Origin of the sequence: Streptomyces sp. NPDC088745 (genome assembly GCF_044751045.1) — a bacterium.
Classification (GTDB): Bacteria; Actinomycetota; Actinomycetes; order Streptomycetales; family Streptomycetaceae; genus Streptomyces; species Streptomyces cremeus.
Genome location: NZ_JBIVLB010000002.1, coordinates 581,735 through 601,078, shown reverse-complemented (window position 1 = coordinate 601,078; position 19,344 = coordinate 581,735). Strand labels below are relative to the sequence as shown.

16 protein-coding genes are annotated in these 19,344 nt (G+C 72.4%); 14 read left to right on the top strand and 2 right to left on the bottom strand.

Annotation, left to right across the window (positions count from 1 at the left end):
• Positions 1–50 precede the first annotated feature (50 nt).
• The 4 genes from ACIP93_RS07315 to ACIP93_RS07300 all read left to right on the top strand — a co-directional run bounded on the left by ACIP93_RS07315 (position 51) and on the right by ACIP93_RS07300 (position 3,909).
• Complete coding sequence (locus ACIP93_RS07315) at positions 51–563, top strand: hypothetical protein (RefSeq protein WP_345228805.1); 513 nt, start codon at positions 51–53, stop codon at positions 561–563.
• 288 nt (positions 564–851) lie between these two features.
• On the top strand, positions 852–1,397 hold the full coding sequence (locus ACIP93_RS07310; protein ID WP_345228804.1) for a hypothetical protein: 546 nt from the start codon (positions 852–854) through the stop codon (positions 1,395–1,397).
• Positions 1,398–1,777: 380 nt separating this feature from the next.
• Entirely contained in the window at positions 1,778–2,545 is a 768-nt protein-coding gene (locus ACIP93_RS07305) for an RNA polymerase sigma factor (protein WP_401756580.1), read from the top strand.
• A complete protein-coding gene (locus ACIP93_RS07300) occupies positions 2,545–3,909 on the top strand; it encodes a hypothetical protein (RefSeq protein ID WP_401756578.1) in 1,365 nt (454 codons plus the stop codon). Before ACIP93_RS07305 ends, ACIP93_RS07300 begins: the two co-directional genes overlap by 1 nt.
• 798 nt (positions 3,910–4,707) lie before the next feature.
• Here the strand turns inward: ACIP93_RS07300 and ACIP93_RS07295 are convergent.
• Positions 4,708–6,009: a polysialyltransferase family glycosyltransferase gene (locus ACIP93_RS07295; RefSeq protein WP_401756576.1), complete on the bottom strand. Its 1,302-nt coding sequence runs from the start codon at positions 6,007–6,009 to the stop codon at positions 4,708–4,710.
• Positions 6,006–6,983, bottom strand: coding sequence for a glycosyltransferase family 2 protein (locus tag ACIP93_RS07290; RefSeq protein ID WP_401756574.1), 978 nt, complete (start codon positions 6,981–6,983; stop codon positions 6,006–6,008). Before ACIP93_RS07290 ends, ACIP93_RS07295 begins: the two co-directional genes overlap by 4 nt.
• Before the next feature lie 175 nt (positions 6,984–7,158).
• Here ACIP93_RS07290 and ACIP93_RS07285 point away from each other — a divergent pair, with 175 nt between their 5' ends.
• The 10 genes from ACIP93_RS07285 to ACIP93_RS07240 all read left to right on the top strand — a co-directional run bounded on the left by ACIP93_RS07285 (position 7,159) and on the right by ACIP93_RS07240 (position 19,282).
• Positions 7,159–8,469, top strand: coding sequence for a DUF6716 putative glycosyltransferase (locus tag ACIP93_RS07285; protein WP_401756572.1), 1,311 nt, complete (start codon positions 7,159–7,161; stop codon positions 8,467–8,469).
• Positions 8,469–9,752, top strand: a complete 1,284-nt coding sequence (locus tag ACIP93_RS07280; RefSeq protein WP_401756570.1) for a cytidylyltransferase domain-containing protein — start codon at positions 8,469–8,471, stop codon at positions 9,750–9,752. The genes ACIP93_RS07285 and ACIP93_RS07280 overlap by 1 nt, the downstream gene beginning before the upstream one ends.
• Before the next feature lie 11 nt (positions 9,753–9,763).
• Positions 9,764–10,702: an N-acetylneuraminate synthase family protein gene (locus ACIP93_RS07275; RefSeq protein ID WP_345228795.1), complete on the top strand. Its 939-nt coding sequence runs from the start codon at positions 9,764–9,766 to the stop codon at positions 10,700–10,702.
• Positions 10,703–10,707: 5 nt separating this feature from the next.
• Positions 10,708–11,874 (top strand): hypothetical protein, encoded by a 1,167-nt coding sequence (locus ACIP93_RS07270; protein WP_401756568.1) that lies wholly within the window; start codon positions 10,708–10,710, stop codon positions 11,872–11,874.
• A gap of 133 nt (positions 11,875–12,007) precedes the next feature.
• Positions 12,008–13,231 (top strand): amidohydrolase, encoded by a 1,224-nt coding sequence (locus ACIP93_RS07265; RefSeq protein WP_401757019.1) that lies wholly within the window; start codon positions 12,008–12,010, stop codon positions 13,229–13,231.
• A gap of 281 nt (positions 13,232–13,512) precedes the next feature.
• Entirely contained in the window at positions 13,513–14,556 is a 1,044-nt protein-coding gene (locus ACIP93_RS07260; protein WP_345228793.1) for a BMP family ABC transporter substrate-binding protein, read from the top strand.
• 274 nt (positions 14,557–14,830) lie between these two features.
• The gene (locus ACIP93_RS07255) at positions 14,831–16,495 is read left to right on the top strand and encodes an ABC transporter ATP-binding protein (RefSeq protein WP_380837330.1); all 1,665 of its coding nucleotides are present in this window, start codon (positions 14,831–14,833) and stop codon (positions 16,493–16,495) included.
• Complete coding sequence (locus ACIP93_RS07250) at positions 16,492–17,610, top strand: ABC transporter permease (RefSeq protein WP_345228791.1); 1,119 nt, start codon at positions 16,492–16,494, stop codon at positions 17,608–17,610. The genes ACIP93_RS07255 and ACIP93_RS07250 overlap by 4 nt, the downstream gene beginning before the upstream one ends.
• Complete coding sequence (locus tag ACIP93_RS07245) at positions 17,607–18,887, top strand: ABC transporter permease (RefSeq protein ID WP_401756565.1); 1,281 nt, start codon at positions 17,607–17,609, stop codon at positions 18,885–18,887. The genes ACIP93_RS07250 and ACIP93_RS07245 overlap by 4 nt, the downstream gene beginning before the upstream one ends.
• The gene (locus tag ACIP93_RS07240) at positions 18,884–19,282 is read left to right on the top strand and encodes a cytidine deaminase (protein WP_401756564.1); all 399 of its coding nucleotides are present in this window, start codon (positions 18,884–18,886) and stop codon (positions 19,280–19,282) included. Before ACIP93_RS07245 ends, ACIP93_RS07240 begins: the two co-directional genes overlap by 4 nt.
• Positions 19,283–19,344: the final 62 nt, after the last annotated feature.

Below are 19,344 nucleotides of genomic sequence, written 5' to 3'. Positions count from 1 at the left end.
CGGGTGAGGCTTGAGCCTCTTGAGGTCAACGCGTGGGGGGAGTGGGAAACATGGGTTTCTGGGGTTACTTCGTCGTAGGGAAGAACGCCGGGCCGCTCTCGGAACTGGATGCATTGGCCGAGGTCAGACAGGATCTGGCGCTCTACGACGAGCGCGCGGGCGGCTGGCAGGTCTGGGAGCGCCCGAGCGAGCCCGAGGTGGGCGACATGGGGGCGCTGGCGCGCGGGGTGTGCCGGGACACCGGGGCGCCGGCGCTGTTCGCGTTCGTGATGGGCAGCGACTGCGTGGTCATCGAGGCCGCGTCGCCCGAGGGCGGTTCGTGGTTCGCGTGCCTGGGCCGGCAGGCGATGGCCGAGTACCTGAAGGCGGACGGGCTGCTCCTGGAGGACCTGTTCCTGTCGGCGGAGGACGCCGCCGAGAAGGCCGTGGCCTGGGCCGCGGAAGCGGGCAGGACCGTCGAGCTGGAGCCGCTGACCACGGTGCTGAAGGCGGAGGCGGACCCGCTGGCCGAGGAACTGTTCGGGTACTTCCTGGACGTCCTGGGGCTCGAGCGCCGGCAGTGACGTTCCGCCACGGGTGAGCGCCCCGCTCCACGGTGACGTTTCCTCAACGCCCGCCCCCGTCGCCGCCGCCGCGCGGCGACGGGGGCGGGCGGCGACGGAGGCGGGCCCGGCTGCGGAGAAGATCCCTCCCCGCCTGGAAAATCCCGGCGTGACGCCTTTCGTCCCTCTCGCGCAGTCGCAAGCGGAGGGCCCGTGTCGAGCGGGCCGGACCGCCGTCGTACCGTGACGCCCAGCCGTCCCGCGCAGGGCCGGCGGGGACGAAAGCCCGTACGGGGCCGAGGAGGACGCATGAGCCTGCCGACGGTCGAGCTGACCGACCGGATCGCCCGTGCCGACGAGCGCGCACTCGCCGTCAGCGCGCTCGCCTGCCTGGACCGCTGTCTGCCCCTGCTGGAGTACGTCGACGGGGTGACCGTCGACGCGGACGCCGCCCTGCGCCCGCTCTGGGAGGCCGCCGAGGGTGGCGAGGAGTGGCTCAGCCGGCTGCGCCCGGCCGCGGCCCTGGTCGTACGGGCCGTGGCGCACGAGACGTCCCGGCCGGTGTCGGTGCTGCGCCGCGCCGCGTCCGTACCGCGCGTGTACGCGGCGGACGAGCTGCGCGTTTGGGCCGGCGAGTGCTCGGCGGCGGCCCTCGCCGTGCACCGGTACCTGGACGGCGACCGGGACGGCGGCCCGCTGGCCACGGGCGAACTGCGCCGCCAGGAACGCCTGCTGGACCTGCTCGCCGGAAACGGCGACGGCCTGCGGGCCGCCTTCGTGCAGTCGACGGAGGGGAAGCGGGTGCTGCGCGCGGCGGCCCGCAGGTCGGCGGCCAGGCGGGCGCGGCGGGTCTGAGCTTCGGGTGCGGGGCGCGGCCGGGGGGCGGGAGCCGCGGTCGCAGGAGCGGCAGTGGTGGCCGGACGGGCGGCAGTGGTGTTGCCGGAAGGGCGGCCGAGGCCGCCACCCCCCACAGGAGTGACCCCGGCCGCCAATCCGTACGGGCTGTGCGACGAGCCCGTACCCCTTACTGCGCCGCCGGCGCGTTTTCTGTCACACCTCGGTACGTCAGCAAGTCGTTGCAGGTTGTACAAGTCATGGACTTATCGCCCGTCGGCGACGTAGCGTGCACATTCGCGCCGGGGCGGGGGCACGTGGTGCACGGGGTGCACGCGGTGCAGCCCGGGGGACCGGCACCACTCGGGACAGCCAGCATCGACTGGGGACAGGTTGAGATAGTGCTGGGGGACGACGCGGAGCTGACTGCCGCGGTGCTCGCGGCACAGGACGGGAACGAACAGGCGTTCCGGACTGTGTACCGCGCCGTGCATCCACGGCTGTTGGGCTACATACGCACGCTGGTCGGCGAACCGGACGCCGAGGACGTCACGTCCGAGGCCTGGCTTCAGATAGCCCGTGACCTGGACCGCTTCCACGGGGACGCCGACCGTTTCCGGGGCTGGGCCGCGCGCATCGGCCGCAACCGGGCGCTCGACCACATCCGGATGCGGGGCCGCAGACCGGCCGTGGGCGGCGACGACACCGAACTCGCGGAGGAGCCCGCCGCCTCCGACACGGCGGGCGAGGCGATGGAGTCCCTCGCCACCGACCGCACCATGGCGCTCATCGCGCAGTTGCCGCAGGACCAGGCGGAGGCCGTGGTGCTGCGCGTGGTCGTCGGGCTGGACGCCAAGAGCGCGGCCAAGACGCTGGGCAAGCGGCCGGGCGCGGTGCGTACGGCGGCCCACCGGGGACTCAAGCGGCTGGCCGAGCTGTTGGGGGGAGTGGGCGATCCGGGTGGTGCGGGCGAGCGGAGCGCCCGGAGTGACCGAGGTGACGGGGACGACCGTGGCGGCCATGGTGACGGCCCGGCGGACGAGATGCTGGACGTGGTCCCGGCGCAGCGGGACCGGCGGCACGCGGGACCCGCGGGCGCGGCCGTCGGGACGTTGGCGCAGGGCCCGTGTGTGACGCATTCACGCGCGCGGACGCAGAGGAAAACGTGATGGCCGACGAGCGCTACGAGTGGCTTGACGAGGCGGCGGCGGAACGGCTGTTGCGCGGCGAACCGGACGAGAACGCGGCGAACGGAAGCCCTTCGGGCGCGGCGCGCGAGCGGTCCGGTGACGGTTCCGCTCCGGGTACGGGAGCGGGTGCGTCCGGGGCGAGGCCGTCCGGGACGGGATCGTCCGGGGCCGGGGCGCCCGGGGCGGAATCGTCCGGGGCGGAATCGTCCGGGGCCGGGGCGTCCGGAGCGGGGTCGTCCGGGACCGGGACCTCCATGGCCGGGGCCGCCGAGCTCGCGGCCGCGCTCGAAGGGCTGCGCTCGGGGGCGGGGTTCGGGTCCGCCGGCGGTGAGGGGCCGGGGCTCGGCGCGGATGCCCGTTCCGGTGGCCGGGAGCTGCCCGGGGAGGCGGCCGCGCTGGCGGCGTTCCGGCAGTCGCGGTGTGCGGTGTCGGCGCGGCGGCGTTCCCGCTGGGGGCGGCCGGTGCGGCTGGGCCTGGTGACCGTGTTCGCGGCGGGCGCCCTGGGCGGCGTCGCCGTCGCCGCCGGTACGGGAGTGCTGCCCGGCCCCTTCCTGTTCGGCCACGCGGAACCGGAGCCCGCCTCGTCGGTGTCGGTGGCGAGCCCCGACTCCGGGGACCGCAGGATGCCCGAACCGGAATCCTCCGAGAGCGGCCGTCCGGAACGTGTTCCCGTACCCGACAACCCGGCAGCGACCAGTCCGCCGCTCCCCGGTGACGGCGGCACTGCCGACGGCGGGACCGCCGTCACCGGCGGCACCGGCGGCGGCCCGGGCGGCTCCGCGGAATCCGACGGCGGCTCCCGGGGCACCGGAACCGGCCCGGACACGGACGCGGAGGCGGACGGCTCCGACCCCTCGGGCGGCGAACGGCCCGACACCTCCCGAGGGTCCGGCGACAAGGGCAAACCCGCCAAGGACTGGCGGCAGCGCACGGTCAAGGCGTGCCGCGACTACCGGGCCAACCGGATGCCCGATCACGTGAAGCAGTACCTGGAGGTCCAGGCCAAGGGCTCCGACGGCATCAGCCGCTTCTGCGACCGCCTGCTCGGCGGCGGCAAGGGCGACGGCGACGGCGCGGGCTCCCCGCCCGACAACGACGAGGGCGCCCAGGGCCCCGGACACGGAAACGGAAGCGGCTCCGGGGGCGGAAACGGAACCGGCGGCAAGGGCGGCAACCACGGCGAAGGGGACAGCGGCGGAGGCCGCGGCAACGGCTCCGGAGGCGGCAAGGGCAATCACCGCACCGGCGCGAAGGACACGTACCGCGGCCCCGCGGGCTCCCTCGGCCCGGCCCGCCGCACGGCGTCGACACCGGTCCGACAGCTTTCTCCGGCCCGGGTGTGACGTTTTCGGGACGGGTGACGCTGTAGGGAATGTGCCGACTGGTCATCGGCCGCGCACGAGCCGGGGTTCCCCCCGTATCTGCGGCTCTGCGCACCTGGCGCGGGCGGGATTCGTTCCCCCGGTCCCGCCCGCGCCTCCTTTTCCCTGCCTCCGCTGCCCCGCCGTGTCCCTGTTCGGGACCGACGTCCTCTCCGTGGCCCGGGCTGGTGCGGAGCACTGTTGACACCTCCGGACCGGACGGCCTGTAATGGGCGTCGTGCAGCGCGGTCCCGGCCACAGAGAAGTGGGCAGGCCGGTGACCGAGCCGGCACCTTTCCCGCAGGAAGGCGATGACGAGGTGGCGGCGTGGGATACGGGTGGCCATGGGGACTCCCTTCGGTGGTCCGGGTGCTGGTGGGGCCGGCTGCCAGTGATTCGAAGGTAGGCCGACGGCAGCCCCGGGACGTCAACCCGTGGGTCCAATTCCCGCGTAGTACCTGGGTACCAGGAGGGGCACCCCGCGACGCGACACGCACTCCGAGGCCCGGGCTCGCCACGGGGCTGACCGGGCCCGCCGCCCCGCACCGGCCACCGAGCCCGCCCGCCCCGCACTGGCCACCGGGCCCGCCTGCCCCGCACTGCCCGCCCCGCACCGGCCACCGGGCCCGCCCGCCCCGCACCGGCCACCGGGCCCGCCCGCCCCGCACCGGCCACCGGGCCCGCCCGCCCCGCACCGGCCACCGGGCCCGCCCGCCCCGCACTGGCCACCGGGCCTCCACACCCACCGCCCCTCCACACCCACCACCGGACCCACCCCCCTCAAGCCGCCAACCGCCTCACCCTCCGGGCCACCCGCCGCACCGTCGGATTGCGCGGGACGAACGCCAGCCGTCGCGGCAGTCCGCCCGGCAGACCCAGCGCTGTCAGCCGCCGTCGCTTGAAGTAGCGGCGGGTGCGCGGGGAAAGCCCCGAGCGGAGGTAGCGTTCCGCGTCCGCCCGCCGCCCCGCGAGGACCTGCGGCTGCATCGCGTAACCCACCGCGGCGACCAGCGCGGGCGCCGCGAGCGGCGGCGTCCCGGGCCCCTCCAGGTCCGGCAGGAGCGCGTCCGCCAGCGTCACCGGGACACGGTTGCTGTTCTCGTACGGTGCCAGGCGTTCCAGCAGTACGTCCGTGCCGACCCGCGCCACCGGGATCCCGTACAGCGCGTGCGCGGTGAACAGCGCCGTGGAGAAGCACCCCACCACCAGCGCCGGGCGCAGCCGCCGGAAGAGGACCTCCGCGAGGAGCGGCGAGCCGAAGACCGTCAGCTCCGCGCCGAGCGCCGCCGCCTCCTCCTCCAGCCGGCGCGACCAGCCCGCCGGGGCCGACGGGTGCGGCTTGAAGACCACCCGCCGGTGCCCGCGCGCCACCGCCCCCCGCAGCATCCGTACGTGCAGGGCCTCTTCCTCCGCCACGGTGAGGATGTCCAGCGCGGCGAGGTACTGCCCGAGGAGCAGCGCCGGAGCCGGGTCCGGCGGCAGGTCGTCGTCCGGGTACGGAAGTTCCGCCAGCACCCGCAGGAAGTCGGCCGACGGCACGACCTCCGCCGGCACCTCGAACTCGCTCAGCAGCAACGGCCGCAGCCCCGCCACCAGATCCAGGTGCAGCAGCCGCCGCACCCGCCCCCCGATCAGCGGGTCCAGCTTGTTGCGGGTGGGGCCGTAGCTCATCAGCCCGTCCGCGTACACCTCGATCGGCGCGTCCGGGAAGAGCTGCGCCACCGCCTGCGCGGGCGCCACCTGGACCGACTCCAGGACCAGCGTGACCGAACAGTCCCCGAGGCCCCAGACGTCCCTCAACTGCCGTTCCCACAACGGCACGTCGTCCGGCCGCGGCGTCCACCCGGACGGATGCAGCGGCCGGATCGTCGCGTTCCAGTCGAGTACGTCGTCGAAGCGCGTCCGGAGCGTCTCGAAGCCCGGGGCCTGCGTGAACGGCGGCGTGGTCTCCGGAGTCGGGGCGTTGTTGCTGGCCAGCAGGATGCGCCGGTCGGCGGGCGGGAAGCGGCCGCCGTCCAGGGCGGCGGCCAGGGTGGCCGTGCCGTACAGGGTCGAGGCGAGGAAGAGCTGGACGGTGCTCACGCCGCCGCCCCCAGCCCGCGGCGCAGCCGGCGCAGCCGTGACGCGCGGTCCGCGTCCATCGCGTTCAGCGCCTCCGCCAGAATTCCCTGCGGCATTCTCCGCAGCGCCGCCGCACTCATTGTCCGCAATTTCCTCGCCACCGCCGGTTCGAACCTTTTTGAGTCGTCCGCACTTCCCAAGTGGTGGGAAATGATCGCGCAGTAGGTGCGCACGGCTTTCGGCAGCAGGGTGCGCGCGTCCACGTCCCGTGCCGTTTCTTCCAGGACCTGGTCGAATGCGCGGATGAAATCGAGCTGCCGTACGTCTCCGATCTGGGTCAGGGAGGACGCGATGCCGCGCCGGTAGAAGACGCCGAGCAGCCCCACCACGCCGAAGGACCGCGCCTCCCGGTGCAGCCGCCAGATCCACGGCCGGTCCTCCGCCGTGCGCAGCCCGTCCGTGAAGTGCAGCAGCCCGCGGTCCAGCAGCCGCCGGTGGTAGACGCCCGCCCAGGCGTACGCGTAGTCCACCGACGTGGAGCGGTCGGCGGGCAGGATCGCCGCCCGCGGCGAGAGCGACTCGCCGCGCCGCCCGTGCGGAACGCGCTGCACCACGCGCGTGCGCCCCGTGCACTGCACGTGGTCCGTCCGTACGAAGTCGCAGTTCAACTCCTCGGCGACGGCGACGAGTTGGCTCAGGTAGCCCGGAGCCAGCCAGTCGTCGCCGTCCAGGAAGGTCAGGTATTCGCCGCGCGCCGCGTCCAGGCCCGTGTTGCGGGCCGTCGCCAGGCCGCCGTTGCGCTCGTGTCTGAGCAGCACCGCCCCGGGGAGGTCGCGCTCCGCCCGGGCCAGGAGCTCCGGGGTCGCGTCCGTCGAACAGTCGTCGACGAGGAGGAATTCGAAGTCGGCGCGGGTGTTCGCGCGCAGACTTCGCAGGGCATCGGGAGCGTATGTCTGCACGTTGTAGAACGGCACGACGACGGAGAGCTTGACCACGGCCGCGACATTAGGGCGCGGGGGCGGATGCCGGATGAACCGGCCGTGTCCGGGCGGTGAAGGGCGCGGGTATTCGCCCCCGAATTCTGGGTGCGTCGCGCCCGTCGACTCCTGTTAACCCTTTGTTGCAGCCGAGTTGGGCCGCCCAGTGGAACCGGTCCCTAACTTGTCCGTCGTGCCCACAGTCACCAGAACGACATTCACCGGCACGGCACGTGCGAGGAATTCCCTGCGAGTTGCCGTAATTGCGGATTCGGACACGCGTTGGAAATGGGGTGCGCTGACGGCGCGCCGCATCGCCGAGGGGTGTGCGGACGCGGAGCTGCACGGCTTCCTGCTGCGCGGCCGGGCGACCCCCACGGCACGTCAGCTCTCCGAAGTCGGAGTCGAGTGGGGGCAGCCGCGCGAGGTGACCGGGGCGGAATTCCTGACGGCCGTCGAGCGGGGACCGTACGACGTCGTCGTGCTCGCCCTCGTCGGCGGCTCCGTACAGGCGCTGCTGCACGGCATGGCACGGCTGTGGCCCGGCCACGAGCGGCGGCCGGTGCTCGTCACCGGGTACGTGGGCGTCGTCTACGAGAAGCTCGCGGACGGCCTGCTGCTGCGGCACGGCGCGGACGTCGTCCTCGCCAACTCCCCGTATGACGAGCGGCGGTTCACGCAGGTGTACGAAGGAGTGGGCGCCGACGCGTCCGCCGTCACCCGCGCCGCGCTCCCCTTCCTCGGCGGCACGCCCCACACCGGAGCCGCCGACGCGGTGGTCTTCGCCGCGCAGCCGTCGGTGCCGGAACGGCGCGCGGACCGGGCCTACCTGCTGCGGCGGCTCGTGCAGCACGCCCGGCTGCACCCCGGGCGGGAGGTCGTCCTCAAGCTGCGCAGCAAGCCCGGCGAGCACACCACCCACATCGAGGAACTGCCCTACCAGCGTCTCGTACGGGACCTCGACACGCCCGCCAACTTCCGTCTCGCGTACGGGCACATGGGCGAGGTGCTGGACCGCACGGGCCTGCTGGTCACCGTCAGCTCCACCGCCGCCCTGGAGTCCCTGCACCGGGGCATCCCGACCGCGATCCTCACCGACCTCGGCGTCCGCGAACCCCTCGGCAACCACCACTTCCTCGGCTCCGGCTGCCTGACCTCCTGGGACGCGCTGGACGCGGGGCAGCGCCCGCAGGCGTCGCAGGAGTGGCTGCGGGAGCACGGGGTGTCCGCGCACGGCGACCCGTACGACGCCGTACGGGAACGGATCGACGCCCTCCTCGCCCGGCCGGTGCTGCCGCCGGTGTCGCCGTACTACAGCACCGCCACCGCCACCGGATACCTCCCCGGCATCCTCGCCCGCCACCGCCTCGACGAGACCCCGCGCGCGGAGGCGACCGGGGTGCGGCGAGTGGTGCGCGAGGCGGTCAGGGAGGCGGCGCGGGGGGCGTACCGGCACGGGGTGCAGAGGGTCGCACCGGTCATTCGACGGATGGGAGAGCTGTGATGGAACGCTCGGTGCTGGCCGTGATCCCCGCCCGGGGCGGCTCCAAGGGAGTGCCCGGCAAGAACCTGGCTCCGGTCGGGGGAGTGCCCCTGGTGGTCCGTGCGGTACGGGCCTGCCTCGCGGCGCGCCACGTCACCGAGGTCGTGGTCTCCACGGACGACGAGGAGATCGCCGGGGTGGCGCTGGCCGCCGGGGCGGAGGTGGTGGTCCGGCCGACCGAGCTGTCCGGGGACACGGCCTCCAGCGAGGCGGCGGTGCTGCACGCGCTGGACGCGCAGGCGGCCCCCGTGGACGTGGTGCTCCTGGTGCAGTGCACCAGCCCGTTCGTGACCGCGGCCGACGTGGACGGAGTGGCGGCGGCGGTCCTCGCGGGGGCGGACAGCGCGGTGACGGTGGCCCCCTTTCACGGGTTCGTGTGGCGGGAGGAGGGCGGACCGGAGGACGCCGAGCGCCCGCCCGGCACCGGGAGCGGGCCGGAGGGCACCGGAAGCGGACCGGAAGGTGCCGGAAGCGGGCCGGAGGAAGCCGCCACCGGGACCGGGGTCAACCACGACAAGGCCCACCGCCCCCGGCGGCAGGACCGCCCCCAGGACTTCCTGGAGACCGGAGCCGCCTACGCCATGGACGTCGCGGGCTTCCGCACCCACCGGCACCGCTTCTTCGGCCGCACCGAGCTGGTCCGTACCGACGCGGCCCGGGTCCTGGAGATCGACGACCCGCACGACCTGGCCCGCGCCCGCGCCCTCGCCCCCCTGCTCGACGCGCCCCGGCGCCCCGCGCTCGGCGACATCGACGCCCTCGTCATGGACTTCGACGGCACCCAGACCGACGACCGGGTGTGGATCGACGCGGACGGGCACGAGGTGGTGTCCGTGCACCGCGGGGACGGGCTGGGCATCGCCGCCCTGCGCGCCGGCGGACTGCCCCTCCTCACCCTCTCCACCGAGGTCAACCCCGTCGTCGCCGCCCGCGCCCGCAAGCTCCGCATCCCCGTCCTGCACGGCGTCGAACGCAAGGACGTCGCGCTCAAGGAGTGGTGCGCGGAACAGGAGATCGACCCCTCCCGAGTCCTCTACGTCGGCAACGACGTCAACGACCTCCCCTGCTTCTCCCTCGTCGGCTGGCCCGTCGCCGTGGCCGACGCCCACGACCACGTGCGGGCCGCCGCCCGCGCCGTGACCACCACCCCCGGCGGCCGCGGAGCACTCCGCGAGATCGCCGCCTGGCTCCTTGGCCCGAGCCTCAGCACCCCACGCAAGAGCACCACCCCCACCACCCCTTAAGGAAGCACCACATGAGCGACACCACCCGCCTGCGCACCCTCGGCAGCAAGACCGCCGGCCCCGGCCACCCCGTCTACATCACCGGTGAGATCGGCATCAACCACAACGGCGACCTCGACAAGGCCCTCGCCCTGATCGACGCCGCCGCCGAGGCCGGCTGCGACGCCGTGAAGTTCCAGAAGCGCACCCCCGAGATCTGCACCCCGCGCGACCAGTGGGACATCGAGCGCGACACCCCCTGGGGCCGCATGACGTACATCGACTACCGCCACCGCGTGGAGTTCGGCGAGGACGAGTACCGCGCCATCGACGCCCACTGCGAGAAGCGCGGCATCGACTGGTTCGCCTCCCCGTGGGACACCGAGGCCGTCGCCTTCCTGGAGAAGTTCGACGTCCCCGCCCACAAGGTCGCCTCCGCCTCCCTCACCGACGACGAGCTGCTGCGCGCGCTGCGCTCCACCGGCCGCACGGTCATCCTGTCCACCGGCATGTCCACCCCGGCCCAGATCCGGCACGCCGTGGAGGTCCTCGGCAGCGCCAACATCCTGCTCTGCCACGCCACCTCCACCTACCCCGCCGTCGCCGACGAGCTGAACCTCCGCGTCATCAACACCCTCCAGGCCGAGTACCCCAACGTCCCCATCGGCTACAGCGGCCACGAGACCGGCCTCCAGACCACCCTCGCCGCCGTCGCCCTCGGCGCCGCCTTCGTCGAGCGGCACATCACCCTCGACCGCGCCATGTGGGGCTCCGACCAGGCCGCCTCGGTCGAGCCCGGCGGCCTCACCCGCCTCGTGCGCGACATCCGCACCATCGAGGCCTCCCTCGGCGACGGCGTCAAGAAGGTCTACGAGTCCGAGCTCGCCCCCATGCGCAAGCTCCGCCGCGTCCCGGGCGTCGTCGCCCAGGCGGAGACAACCGACCCCCAGCCCGCACCCGCAGGAGTCTGACGGCCATGACCCCCAGCACCGGCGCCCCGAACACCCCCGGCACGCTCGCCTTCGTCGAAAGCCCCGTCCAGCTCCTGAACGTCCTGGAATGGGCCCACGCCCAGGCCACCGCCCAGGCCGCTCCCCGGCCCACCGGCCGGGCCACCGGCCAGGCGTCCCCCCGGCCCGCCGCCCCGGCGGTCTCCCGGTCGGCCGCCGAGCCGTTCGACATGGCGAACCTGACCGTCGTCGTCCTCTCCCCCCGCGACCCCATGTCCCGCGGCCAGCTCCGCCGGATGGCAGAGCTCGCCCGTGGCGAGGGCTGCGCGGTGCGCTGGGAGGACGCCCGCGAGGGGGCCGGGGCGCCGCTGCGCACCGTCGCAGGGCTCGCCCCCGCCCTGCGACGGGCGGGAACGGTCGTCATCGGCGACCCCTTCTCCCGGTACGTCCAGCTCCTGCTCACCCTCGTCAAGGCCCCGCACCTGGTCGTCGTCGACGACGGCACCGCCACCATGGAGTTCGCCGGACAGCTCGCCCGCGGCGAGCGCCTGGTGCGCTGGCACCGGCGCGGCACCGGCGGCGGGGCCCGTGAACTCCTCCTCGCCCCCGTCACCACCTCCGCGCGCCGCCGCCTGGCCCCCGGCCCCCGGCGCACCGTGGAACTCTTCACCGCGATGCCCCTCACCGAGGCCCTGCCCGGCATCACCGTCACCGCCAACGAGCTGGCCTGGACCCGCTCCCGCTTCGGTCCGCCCCGCCTCACCCGCACCGCCGACCTGGTCGGCACCTCGCTGGTGGAGACCGGCGTGGTCGACCTGGAGCACTACATCGGCGCGGTCCGCTCGCTCACCCTCGACCACGGCGCCACCCGTTACTTCGCCCACCGCCGCGAGAACACCGACAAACTGCACCGGCTCGCCCGGGAGACCGGCCTGGAGATCGTCCGCCCCGATCTGCCCCTCGAACTCATCGCTCGCCGAGGTCCGATCGGGCGTACGATCCTGAGCTTCCCCTCCACGGTCGTACACACGCTCCCCAGGGCACTCGTGGGGACGGACGTGAGAGTTGCGGTGTGTGACGTGGATCCCGGATGGCTGGCGGCCGACGCCTCGCCGCGCGCCCGGGGATTCCTTGCCGGAGTCAGCCAGACCGCCCGTGACGTGCGGAAACTCCGCGTGCTGCCCGTGACGTAACCCCGCTTGATACCCGTCTTACATCCTGGACACACCTTCGTCATCCATTTTTCTTACGCCGATCGGGCTGAAGTTTTCCCGATGGGTAGGCAATCGGGTGTCGATTGCGCCTACCGTTGACGGGGTGAACCAGTTGATCTCCCTCGTGTCCGAAGCCGGTCCCGACGCCGGAGACGATCTGCCCGGCACGCTGCCCGACGCGCTGCGTGCCGAACTGATCGCCTTCCGCCGGGACCTGCACATGCACCCCGAGCTCGGCAACCAGGAGTTCCGCACCACCGCCGCCATCAAGGCGCGCCTGGAGAAGGCGGGCCTGACGCCGCGCGTGCTCCCTGGCGGAACCGGGCTCATCTGCGACATCGGCGAGTGGGACGGCGTGACGCCGATGCTCGCGATGCGGGCGGACATCGACGCGCTCCCGATTCCGGACGCCAAGACCGGTGTGGCCTACCGCTCCACCGTTCCGGACCGGGCGCACGCCTGCGGGCACGACGTGCACACGACCGTCGTCCTCGGCGCGGGCCTGGTCCTCGCCGAGCTGGACCGCAGGGGACGCCTGCCGCGCGCGGTACGGCTGCTGTTCCAGCCCGCCGAGGAAGTGCTGCCGGGCGGGGCCGCCGACGCGATCAAGGCGGGCGTGCTCCGGGGCGTCGGCCGCATGATCGCCGTGCACTGCGACCCCAAGGTCGACGCGGGGCGCATCGGCCTGCGGGTGGGCCCCATCACGTCGGCCTGCGACCGGCTGGAAATCGCCCTTGACGGGCCGGGCGGACACACGGCCCGCCCGCACCTGACCACCGACCTCGTGACGGCCGTGGCGAAGGTGGCCACCGAGGTCCCCGCGGTCATCGCGCGCCGCGTGGACGCCCGCTCCGGGCTCTCCGTCACCTGGGGCCGCATCGAGTCCGGCCACGCCTGCAACGTCATCCCGATGCACGCCGAGATCGCCGGCACGGTCCGCTGCCTGGACCTGAACACCTGGCGCGAGGCCCCCGACCTCATCCACGCGGCCGTCGCCGACATCGCCGACCTGCACGGCGCGAAGTCCCAGATCAACTACATCCGCGGCGTCCCGCCCGTGGTCAACGACGGGGCGGTCGTCGAGCTCCTGGCCAACGCCATGACCGCCCGGCTCGGTCCGCACTCCATCGAGGACACCGAGCAGAGCCTCGGCGGCGAGGACTTCTCCTGGTACCTCGAAGAGGTCCCCGGCGCCATGGCCCGCCTGGGCGTGCGCACCCCGGGCGACACCGTCAAGCGCGACCTGCACCGCGGCGACTTCGACGTGGACGAGAGCGCGATCACGGTCGGCGTCGAGCTCTTCACGGCGGCCGCGCTGATGGACGCCAAGGGCTAGCGCGCACGGCACAACGGGCTCGGCTTCGTCAGCGAGCGCGGGGCGCCCTCGGCACACCTTTCGGTGCACCGAGGGCGCCCTTTGTGCTTTCCTCCAGCTCCGGTCGCAATGTCCGTTGTGAGTATGTACCTTGCTTATGTACGACACACCCTGGCGAATCGAACGCGCGACGATCCGATAACGACTCATGAACGGGTCCTTAACCGGCATCTACGCGCGTTACGATCGCCGCGAAACCAGCGCCGGACAGAGGCGCTTCGGTCAGGTTGAAGGAGCGTCCCGTGCGCCGGGTATCCAAGATCGCTGCTGCGAGCATCGCCACTGCGGCCCTCGCTTTCACCGCCACCGCGTGTGGCGAGTCGTCCACCGGGGGCTCCGGCTCCAGCGAGGGCGGCAAGCTCAAGATAGGCATGGCCTACGACGTCGGCGGCCGTGGTGACAACTCGTTCAACGACTCCGCCGCGCGCGGCCTGGACAAGGCCAAGAAGGACCTGGGCGCCGAGACCAAGGAGCTCACCGCCAAGACCGGTGAGACCCCGGCCGACCGCGAGCAGCGCCTCGCCTCGCTGGCCGAGGGCGGCTTCAACCCCGTCGTCGCCGTCGGCTTCGCGTACAAGGACGCCCTGGACAAGGTCGCCAAGAAGCACCCGAAGACCACCTTCGGCCTGGTCGACTCGATCGCCGAGGCGAAGAACATCAACAGCATCGTCTTCACCGAGGAGCAGGGCTCCTACCTGGCGGGCGTCGCGGCCGCCAACAAGTCCAAGGACGGCAAGATCGGCTTCATCGGCGGTGTCGACATCCCGCTGATCAAGAAGTTCGCCGCCGGCTTCCAGCAGGGCGTCAAGGACACCAAGCCGGACGCCTCGGTGCAGATCCAGTACCTGACCACCGGTACGGACCTGTCCGGCTTCGGCAGCCCCGACAAGGGCAAGGCCGCGGCCAACGGCATGCTCGACAAGAAGATCGACGTGATCTTCGCGGCCGCGGGCGGCTCCGGCGCCGGCGCCATCGAGGCCGTCGCGGGCGTCAAGGGCGCCTGGGCGATCGGCGTCGACTCCGACCAGGCCCTGGACCCGTCGCTGTCGAAGTACAAGACGTCGATCCTCACCTCCGTCGTGAAGAACGTCGACGCCGGTGTCTTCGAGCTGGCCAAGTCCATCAAGGACGGCAAGCCGAAGACGGGCACCTCGACCTACTCCCTCGCGGAGAACGGCGTCACCCTCACCACCACCGGTGACCACCTGAAGGACGTCCAGGCCAAGCTGGACGAGGCGAAGAAGAAAATCGTGGACGGCGCCATCACGGTCAAGTCCACCCTCTGAGCCACCGTTTGAGGGCGGGGCCCGAGGAGTCGCGCACGCGGCTCCTCGGGCCCCGATTCCTGTACCCGGCGCGGCCCCGCCCCCATCGGCCGCAACCGGAAGCCGCCCTGCCGCGCTTCACTTTTGAGCAAGGCTGCTTCACAATTCGGCGTAGCTACGCGCGTAGCACGCGCGGTGCGCGGTAGTTTTCCGCCACACTCCTTCACGCCGTCCAGCGTCCTTCGTACGCACCCCCCGCCTCAGCTTCTTCGCCTCCTGCCTAGGAGAGTGCGCCATCAAAGCGTCCAGCAGTCCCCACGCCGCATCCCGAGCCGCCGACAGCACCCCCGCTGTGGAGCTGCGCGGCATCACCAAGCGGTTCCCCGGTGTCGTCGCCAACCACGACATCGCCATCACCGTGCGCCGCGGCACCGTGCACGCCCTCGTGGGCGAGAACGGCGCGGGCAAGTCCACCCTGATGAAGATCCTCTACGGGATGCAGAAGCCGGACGAGGGCACCATCGCCATCGACGGCGAGCAGGTGTCCTTCAACACCCCCGGCGACGCCATCGCCCGCGGCATCGGCATGGTGCACCAGCACTTCATGCTCGCGGACTACCTCACGGTCCTCGAAAACGTCGTGCTCGGCTCGGAGAAGCTGTACGGCATCGGCGACCGGGCCCGCGCCAAGATCCAGGAGATCTCCGACGCGTACGGCCTGAACGTACGGCCCGACGCGATGGTCGAGGACCTCGGCGTCGCCGACCGCCAGCGCATCGAGATCCTCAAGGTCCTCTACCGCGGCGCCCGCACCCTGATCCTGGACGAGCCCACCGCCGTCCTGGTCCCCCAGGAAGTGGACGCGCTCTTCGAGAACCTGCGCGACCTCAAGTCCGAGGGCCTCACCGTCATCTTCATCTCGCACAAGCTGGGCGAGGTGCTCTCCGTCGCCGACGACATCACCGTCATCCGGCGCGGCACCACCGTCGGCACCGCCGACCCGGCGAGCACCACGCCCAAGCAGCTCGCCGAGCTGATGGTCGGCAGCGAGCTGCCCTCGCCGGAGACCCGCGAGTCGACCGTCACCACGACGCCGATGCTCACCGTCTCCGACCTCAGGCTCAGCGCCGTCGACCCGGACGGCGTCTCCCGCTCGGTCCTCGACGACATCGCCTTCACCATCCACAAGGGCGAGGTCCTCGGCATCGCCGGCGTCGAGGGCAACGGCCAGGCCGAGCTGGTCGAGGCCATCATGGGCATGCGCACCCCGGACGCGGGCGCGATCACCCTGGACGGCCAGGACATCTCGCAGGCCCCCACCCGCAAGCGGCGCGAGGACGGCATCGGGTACATCCCCGAGGACCGCCACAAGCACGGCCTCCTCCTGGAGTCCCCGCTGTGGGAGAACCGCATCCTCGGCCACGTCACCGAGAAGCCCAACAGCAACAAGGGCATCCTCGACCTCAAGGCCGCCCGCGCCGACACCCAGCGGATCGTGCGCGAGTACGACGTCCGCACCCCCGGCATCGACGTCACCGCGGCCTCCCTCTCCGGCGGCAACCAGCAGAAGCTGATCGTCGGCCGCGAGATGAGCCACCAGCCCAAGCTGCTCATCGCCGCCCACCCCACCCGCGGTGTGGACGTCGGCGCGCAGGCCCAGATCTGGGACCAGATCCGCGAGGCCCGCCGCGAGGGTCTGGCCGTCCTGCTCATCTCCGCCGACCTGGACGAGCTGATCGGCCTCTCCGACACCCTGCGGGTCATGTACCGCGGCCGCCTGGTCGCGGACGCCGACCCGGCCACCGTCACCCCGGAGGAACTGGGCTCCGCCATGACCGGCGCGGCCACCGGCCACCTGGAGGCCTCCGCCGAGGACCTGGCACAGGCCCAGGCCGAGGCGGCCGCAGGGCGCGAAGACGCCCCCGACACCCACCCCCGGACTGGGGGAGAGGACCGATGAAGAAGTTCGACAAGGAGCGGTTGCTCCTGGGAATCGCGGCCCCGCTGCTCGCGATCGTGGCCGCGTTCCTGGTCACCGCCGTGGTGCTGCTCGCCACCGGCAAGGAGCCGTTCAGCGCCTTCGGGATCATGTTCGACTACGGCGTCAAGTCCGACAGCCAGGTCTACATCCTGAACAAGGCCACCACGTACTACCTGGCAGGTCTCGCGGTCGCCGTCGGCTTCCGCATGAACCTCTTCAACATCGGCGTCGACGGCCAGTACCGCCTGGCCGCCTTCTTCGCCGCCGCCCTCGGCGGCGCGCTGACCCTCCCCGGCTTCCTCCAGATCCCCCTGATCATCCTCACCGCGATGATCGTCGGCGCGATGTGGGCGGGCATCGCCGGTGTCCTGAAGGTCACCCGCGGCGTCTCCGAGGTCGTCTCCACGATCATGCTCAACATGATCGCCACCGCGATCATCGGCTACCTCCTCCAGCAGGGCCGCCTCGGCCACCTGGACAGCGCGGGCACGAAGGTCGCCACCAAGCCGCTCCCCGAGTCCTCGCACTTCTTCTCGATCCCGACGCAGCCCGATGCCGACCCCATCTGGGGCTTCATCGTGATCGCCGCGATCGCGGGCGTCGCGTACTGGTTCATCCTGTCCCGCACCCGCTTCGGCTACGACCTGCGCACGGTCGGCGCCTCGGAGTCCGCGGCCGACGCGAGCGGCGTCAACGTCAAGAAGATGGTCGTCACCTCGATGGTCATCTCCGGCGTCGTCGCGGGCCTGGTCGGCATGCCGACCCTGCTCAACGACTCCTACGAGTACGGCGGCGACTTCCCCACCGGCATCGGCTTCACCGGCATCGCCATCGCCCTCCTCGGCCGCAACCACCCGGTGGGCATCGCGCTCGGCGCCCTGCTCTGGGGCTTCCTGGAGCGCGGCACCGGCAAGCTCGAATTCGAGGGGTACGACAAGGAGATCGTCGGCGTGATCCAGGGCGTCATCGTCCTGTGCGTCGTCATCGCGTACGAAGTGGTCCGCCGCTACGGCCTCAAGCGCCAGCAGCGCCAGGTGGGCGCCAAGCTCGCCGCCCAGGCCAACAACTCCCAGAAGCAGGAGGTGTCGGCGTGAGTACGGCGACTTCCACCCCGGCGCCCAAGAAGCAGGGCCCGGTGAAGGCGGCGGCGTCCCGCCTCACCTTCCCGATGGTCCTCCTGATCATCGCGGGCGCGCTCGTCGCCCTGTCCGCCGTCCGCGCCGTCACCGGCGCCCAGGACATCACCGCCGCCGGCCAGATCGGCGCGGCGCTCTCGATGGCCGTCCCGATCGGCCTGGCCGGTCTCGGCGGCCTGTGGGCGGAGCGCGCGGGCGTCGTCAACATCGGTCTCGAAGGCATGATGATCCTCGGCACCTTCTTCGGCGCCTGGGCGGGCTGGCAGACCAGCCCCTGGATCGGCGTCCTCGCGGGCGTCGTCGGCGGCATGCTCGGCGGCCTGCTGCACGCCGTCGCCACGGTCACCTTCGGTGTCGACCACATCATCTCCGGCATCGCGATCAACATCCTGGCGCTCGGCTTCACCACCTACTTCGCCAAGCTGTGGTTCAACACCGGCGAAGCGGCGGCCAAGGGCGGCAGCCCCAAGCAGTCCCCGCCGGCCGAGAGCATCGACACGGTGACCGTCCCCGGCCTCTCCGACTGGCTGTCCTCGATCGAGAAGCACCACTGGTTCTTCGTCTCGGACCTCGCGGGCATCCTCGGCGGCCTGGTCACCAAGGTCTCGCTGCTGACGATCGTCGCCGTCCTCCTCTTCGCCCTGACCTTCTGGGTCCTCTGGAAGACCTCCTTCGGCCTGCGCCTGCGCTCCTGCGGCGAGAACCCGATCGCCGCCGAATCCCTCGGCGTGAACGTCTACAAGTACAAGTACATCGCCGTGATCGTCTCGGGCGGCATGGCGGGCCTCGGCGGCGCCTTCCTGTCCCTGGTCACCTCCCACATCTACAACGAGGGCCAGACCGGCGGCCGCGGCTACATCGGCCTCGCCGCCATGATCTTCGGCAACTGGCGTCCGGGCGGCCTCGCCATGGGCGCGGGCCTGTTCGGCTTCGCCGACGCGCTCCAGCTCCGCAACGGCGGCTCCTCCGTCCACGCGCTGCTGCTCCTCCTGGTCGTCCTCCTGGCGGGCCTGGCCCTCTGGAAGGCGTACAAGAAGGCGTACATCGCGGCCGCCGTCTCCGCCGTGATCGCGGCGGGCATGCTGGTCTGGTACCTGGGCACGGACACGGTCCCGACCGAGTTCGTGAGCGCGACCCCGTACGTCGTGACGCTCCTGGTCCTGTCCCTGTCCGCGCAGCGGCTGCGGATGCCCAAGGCCGACGGCATGCGCTACCGCAAGGGCCAGGGCAAGTGACGGCCGTCGACGGCGTCGACTGGGAAGCGCTGCGGGAGGCGGCCCGGGACGCGATGTCCCGGGCGTACGTCCCGTACTCGAAGTACCCGGTGGGCGCGGCGGCCCTCGTGGACGACGGCCGCACGGTCTCCGGCTGCAACGTGGAGAACGCCTCCTACGGCCTCTCCCTGTGCGCCGAGTGCGGCCTCGTCTCCGCCCTGCACGCCACCGGTGGCGGCCGGCTGACCCACTTCACCTGTGTCGACGGTGCCGGGCAGACGCTGATGCCGTGCGGGCGCTGTCGCCAGTTGCTGTACGAGTTCGGTGGGCCGGAGCTGCTGCTGGAGACCTCTGCGGGGGTCCGCACGCTCGGTGAGATGCTGCCGGACGCGTTCGGTCCGCAGCACTTGGCCTGAGCGGCGGCGGCCGACGAACGACGAGCCCCGTCCGACCTGCGTCAGCGGGCCGGACGGGGCTC

Excerpts from the sequence above, each read along its gene's own strand:
- ACIP93_RS07315 (WP_345228805.1), top strand. The coding sequence starts at position 51 with ATGGGTTTCTGGGGTTACTTCGTCGTAGGGAAGAACGCCGGGCCGCTC.
- ACIP93_RS07310 (WP_345228804.1), top strand. The coding sequence starts at position 852 with ATGAGCCTGCCGACGGTCGAGCTGACCGACCGGATCGCCCGTGCCGAC.
- ACIP93_RS07300 (WP_401756578.1), top strand. The coding sequence starts at position 2,545 with ATGGCCGACGAGCGCTACGAGTGGCTTGACGAGGCGGCGGCGGAACGG.
- ACIP93_RS07280 (WP_401756570.1), top strand. The coding sequence starts at position 8,469 with ATGGAACGCTCGGTGCTGGCCGTGATCCCCGCCCGGGGCGGCTCCAAG.
- ACIP93_RS07275 (WP_345228795.1), top strand. The coding sequence starts at position 9,764 with ATGAGCGACACCACCCGCCTGCGCACCCTCGGCAGCAAGACCGCCGGC.
- ACIP93_RS07270 (WP_401756568.1), top strand. The coding sequence starts at position 10,708 with ATGACCCCCAGCACCGGCGCCCCGAACACCCCCGGCACGCTCGCCTTC.
- ACIP93_RS07250 (WP_345228791.1), top strand. The coding sequence starts at position 16,492 with ATGAAGAAGTTCGACAAGGAGCGGTTGCTCCTGGGAATCGCGGCCCCG.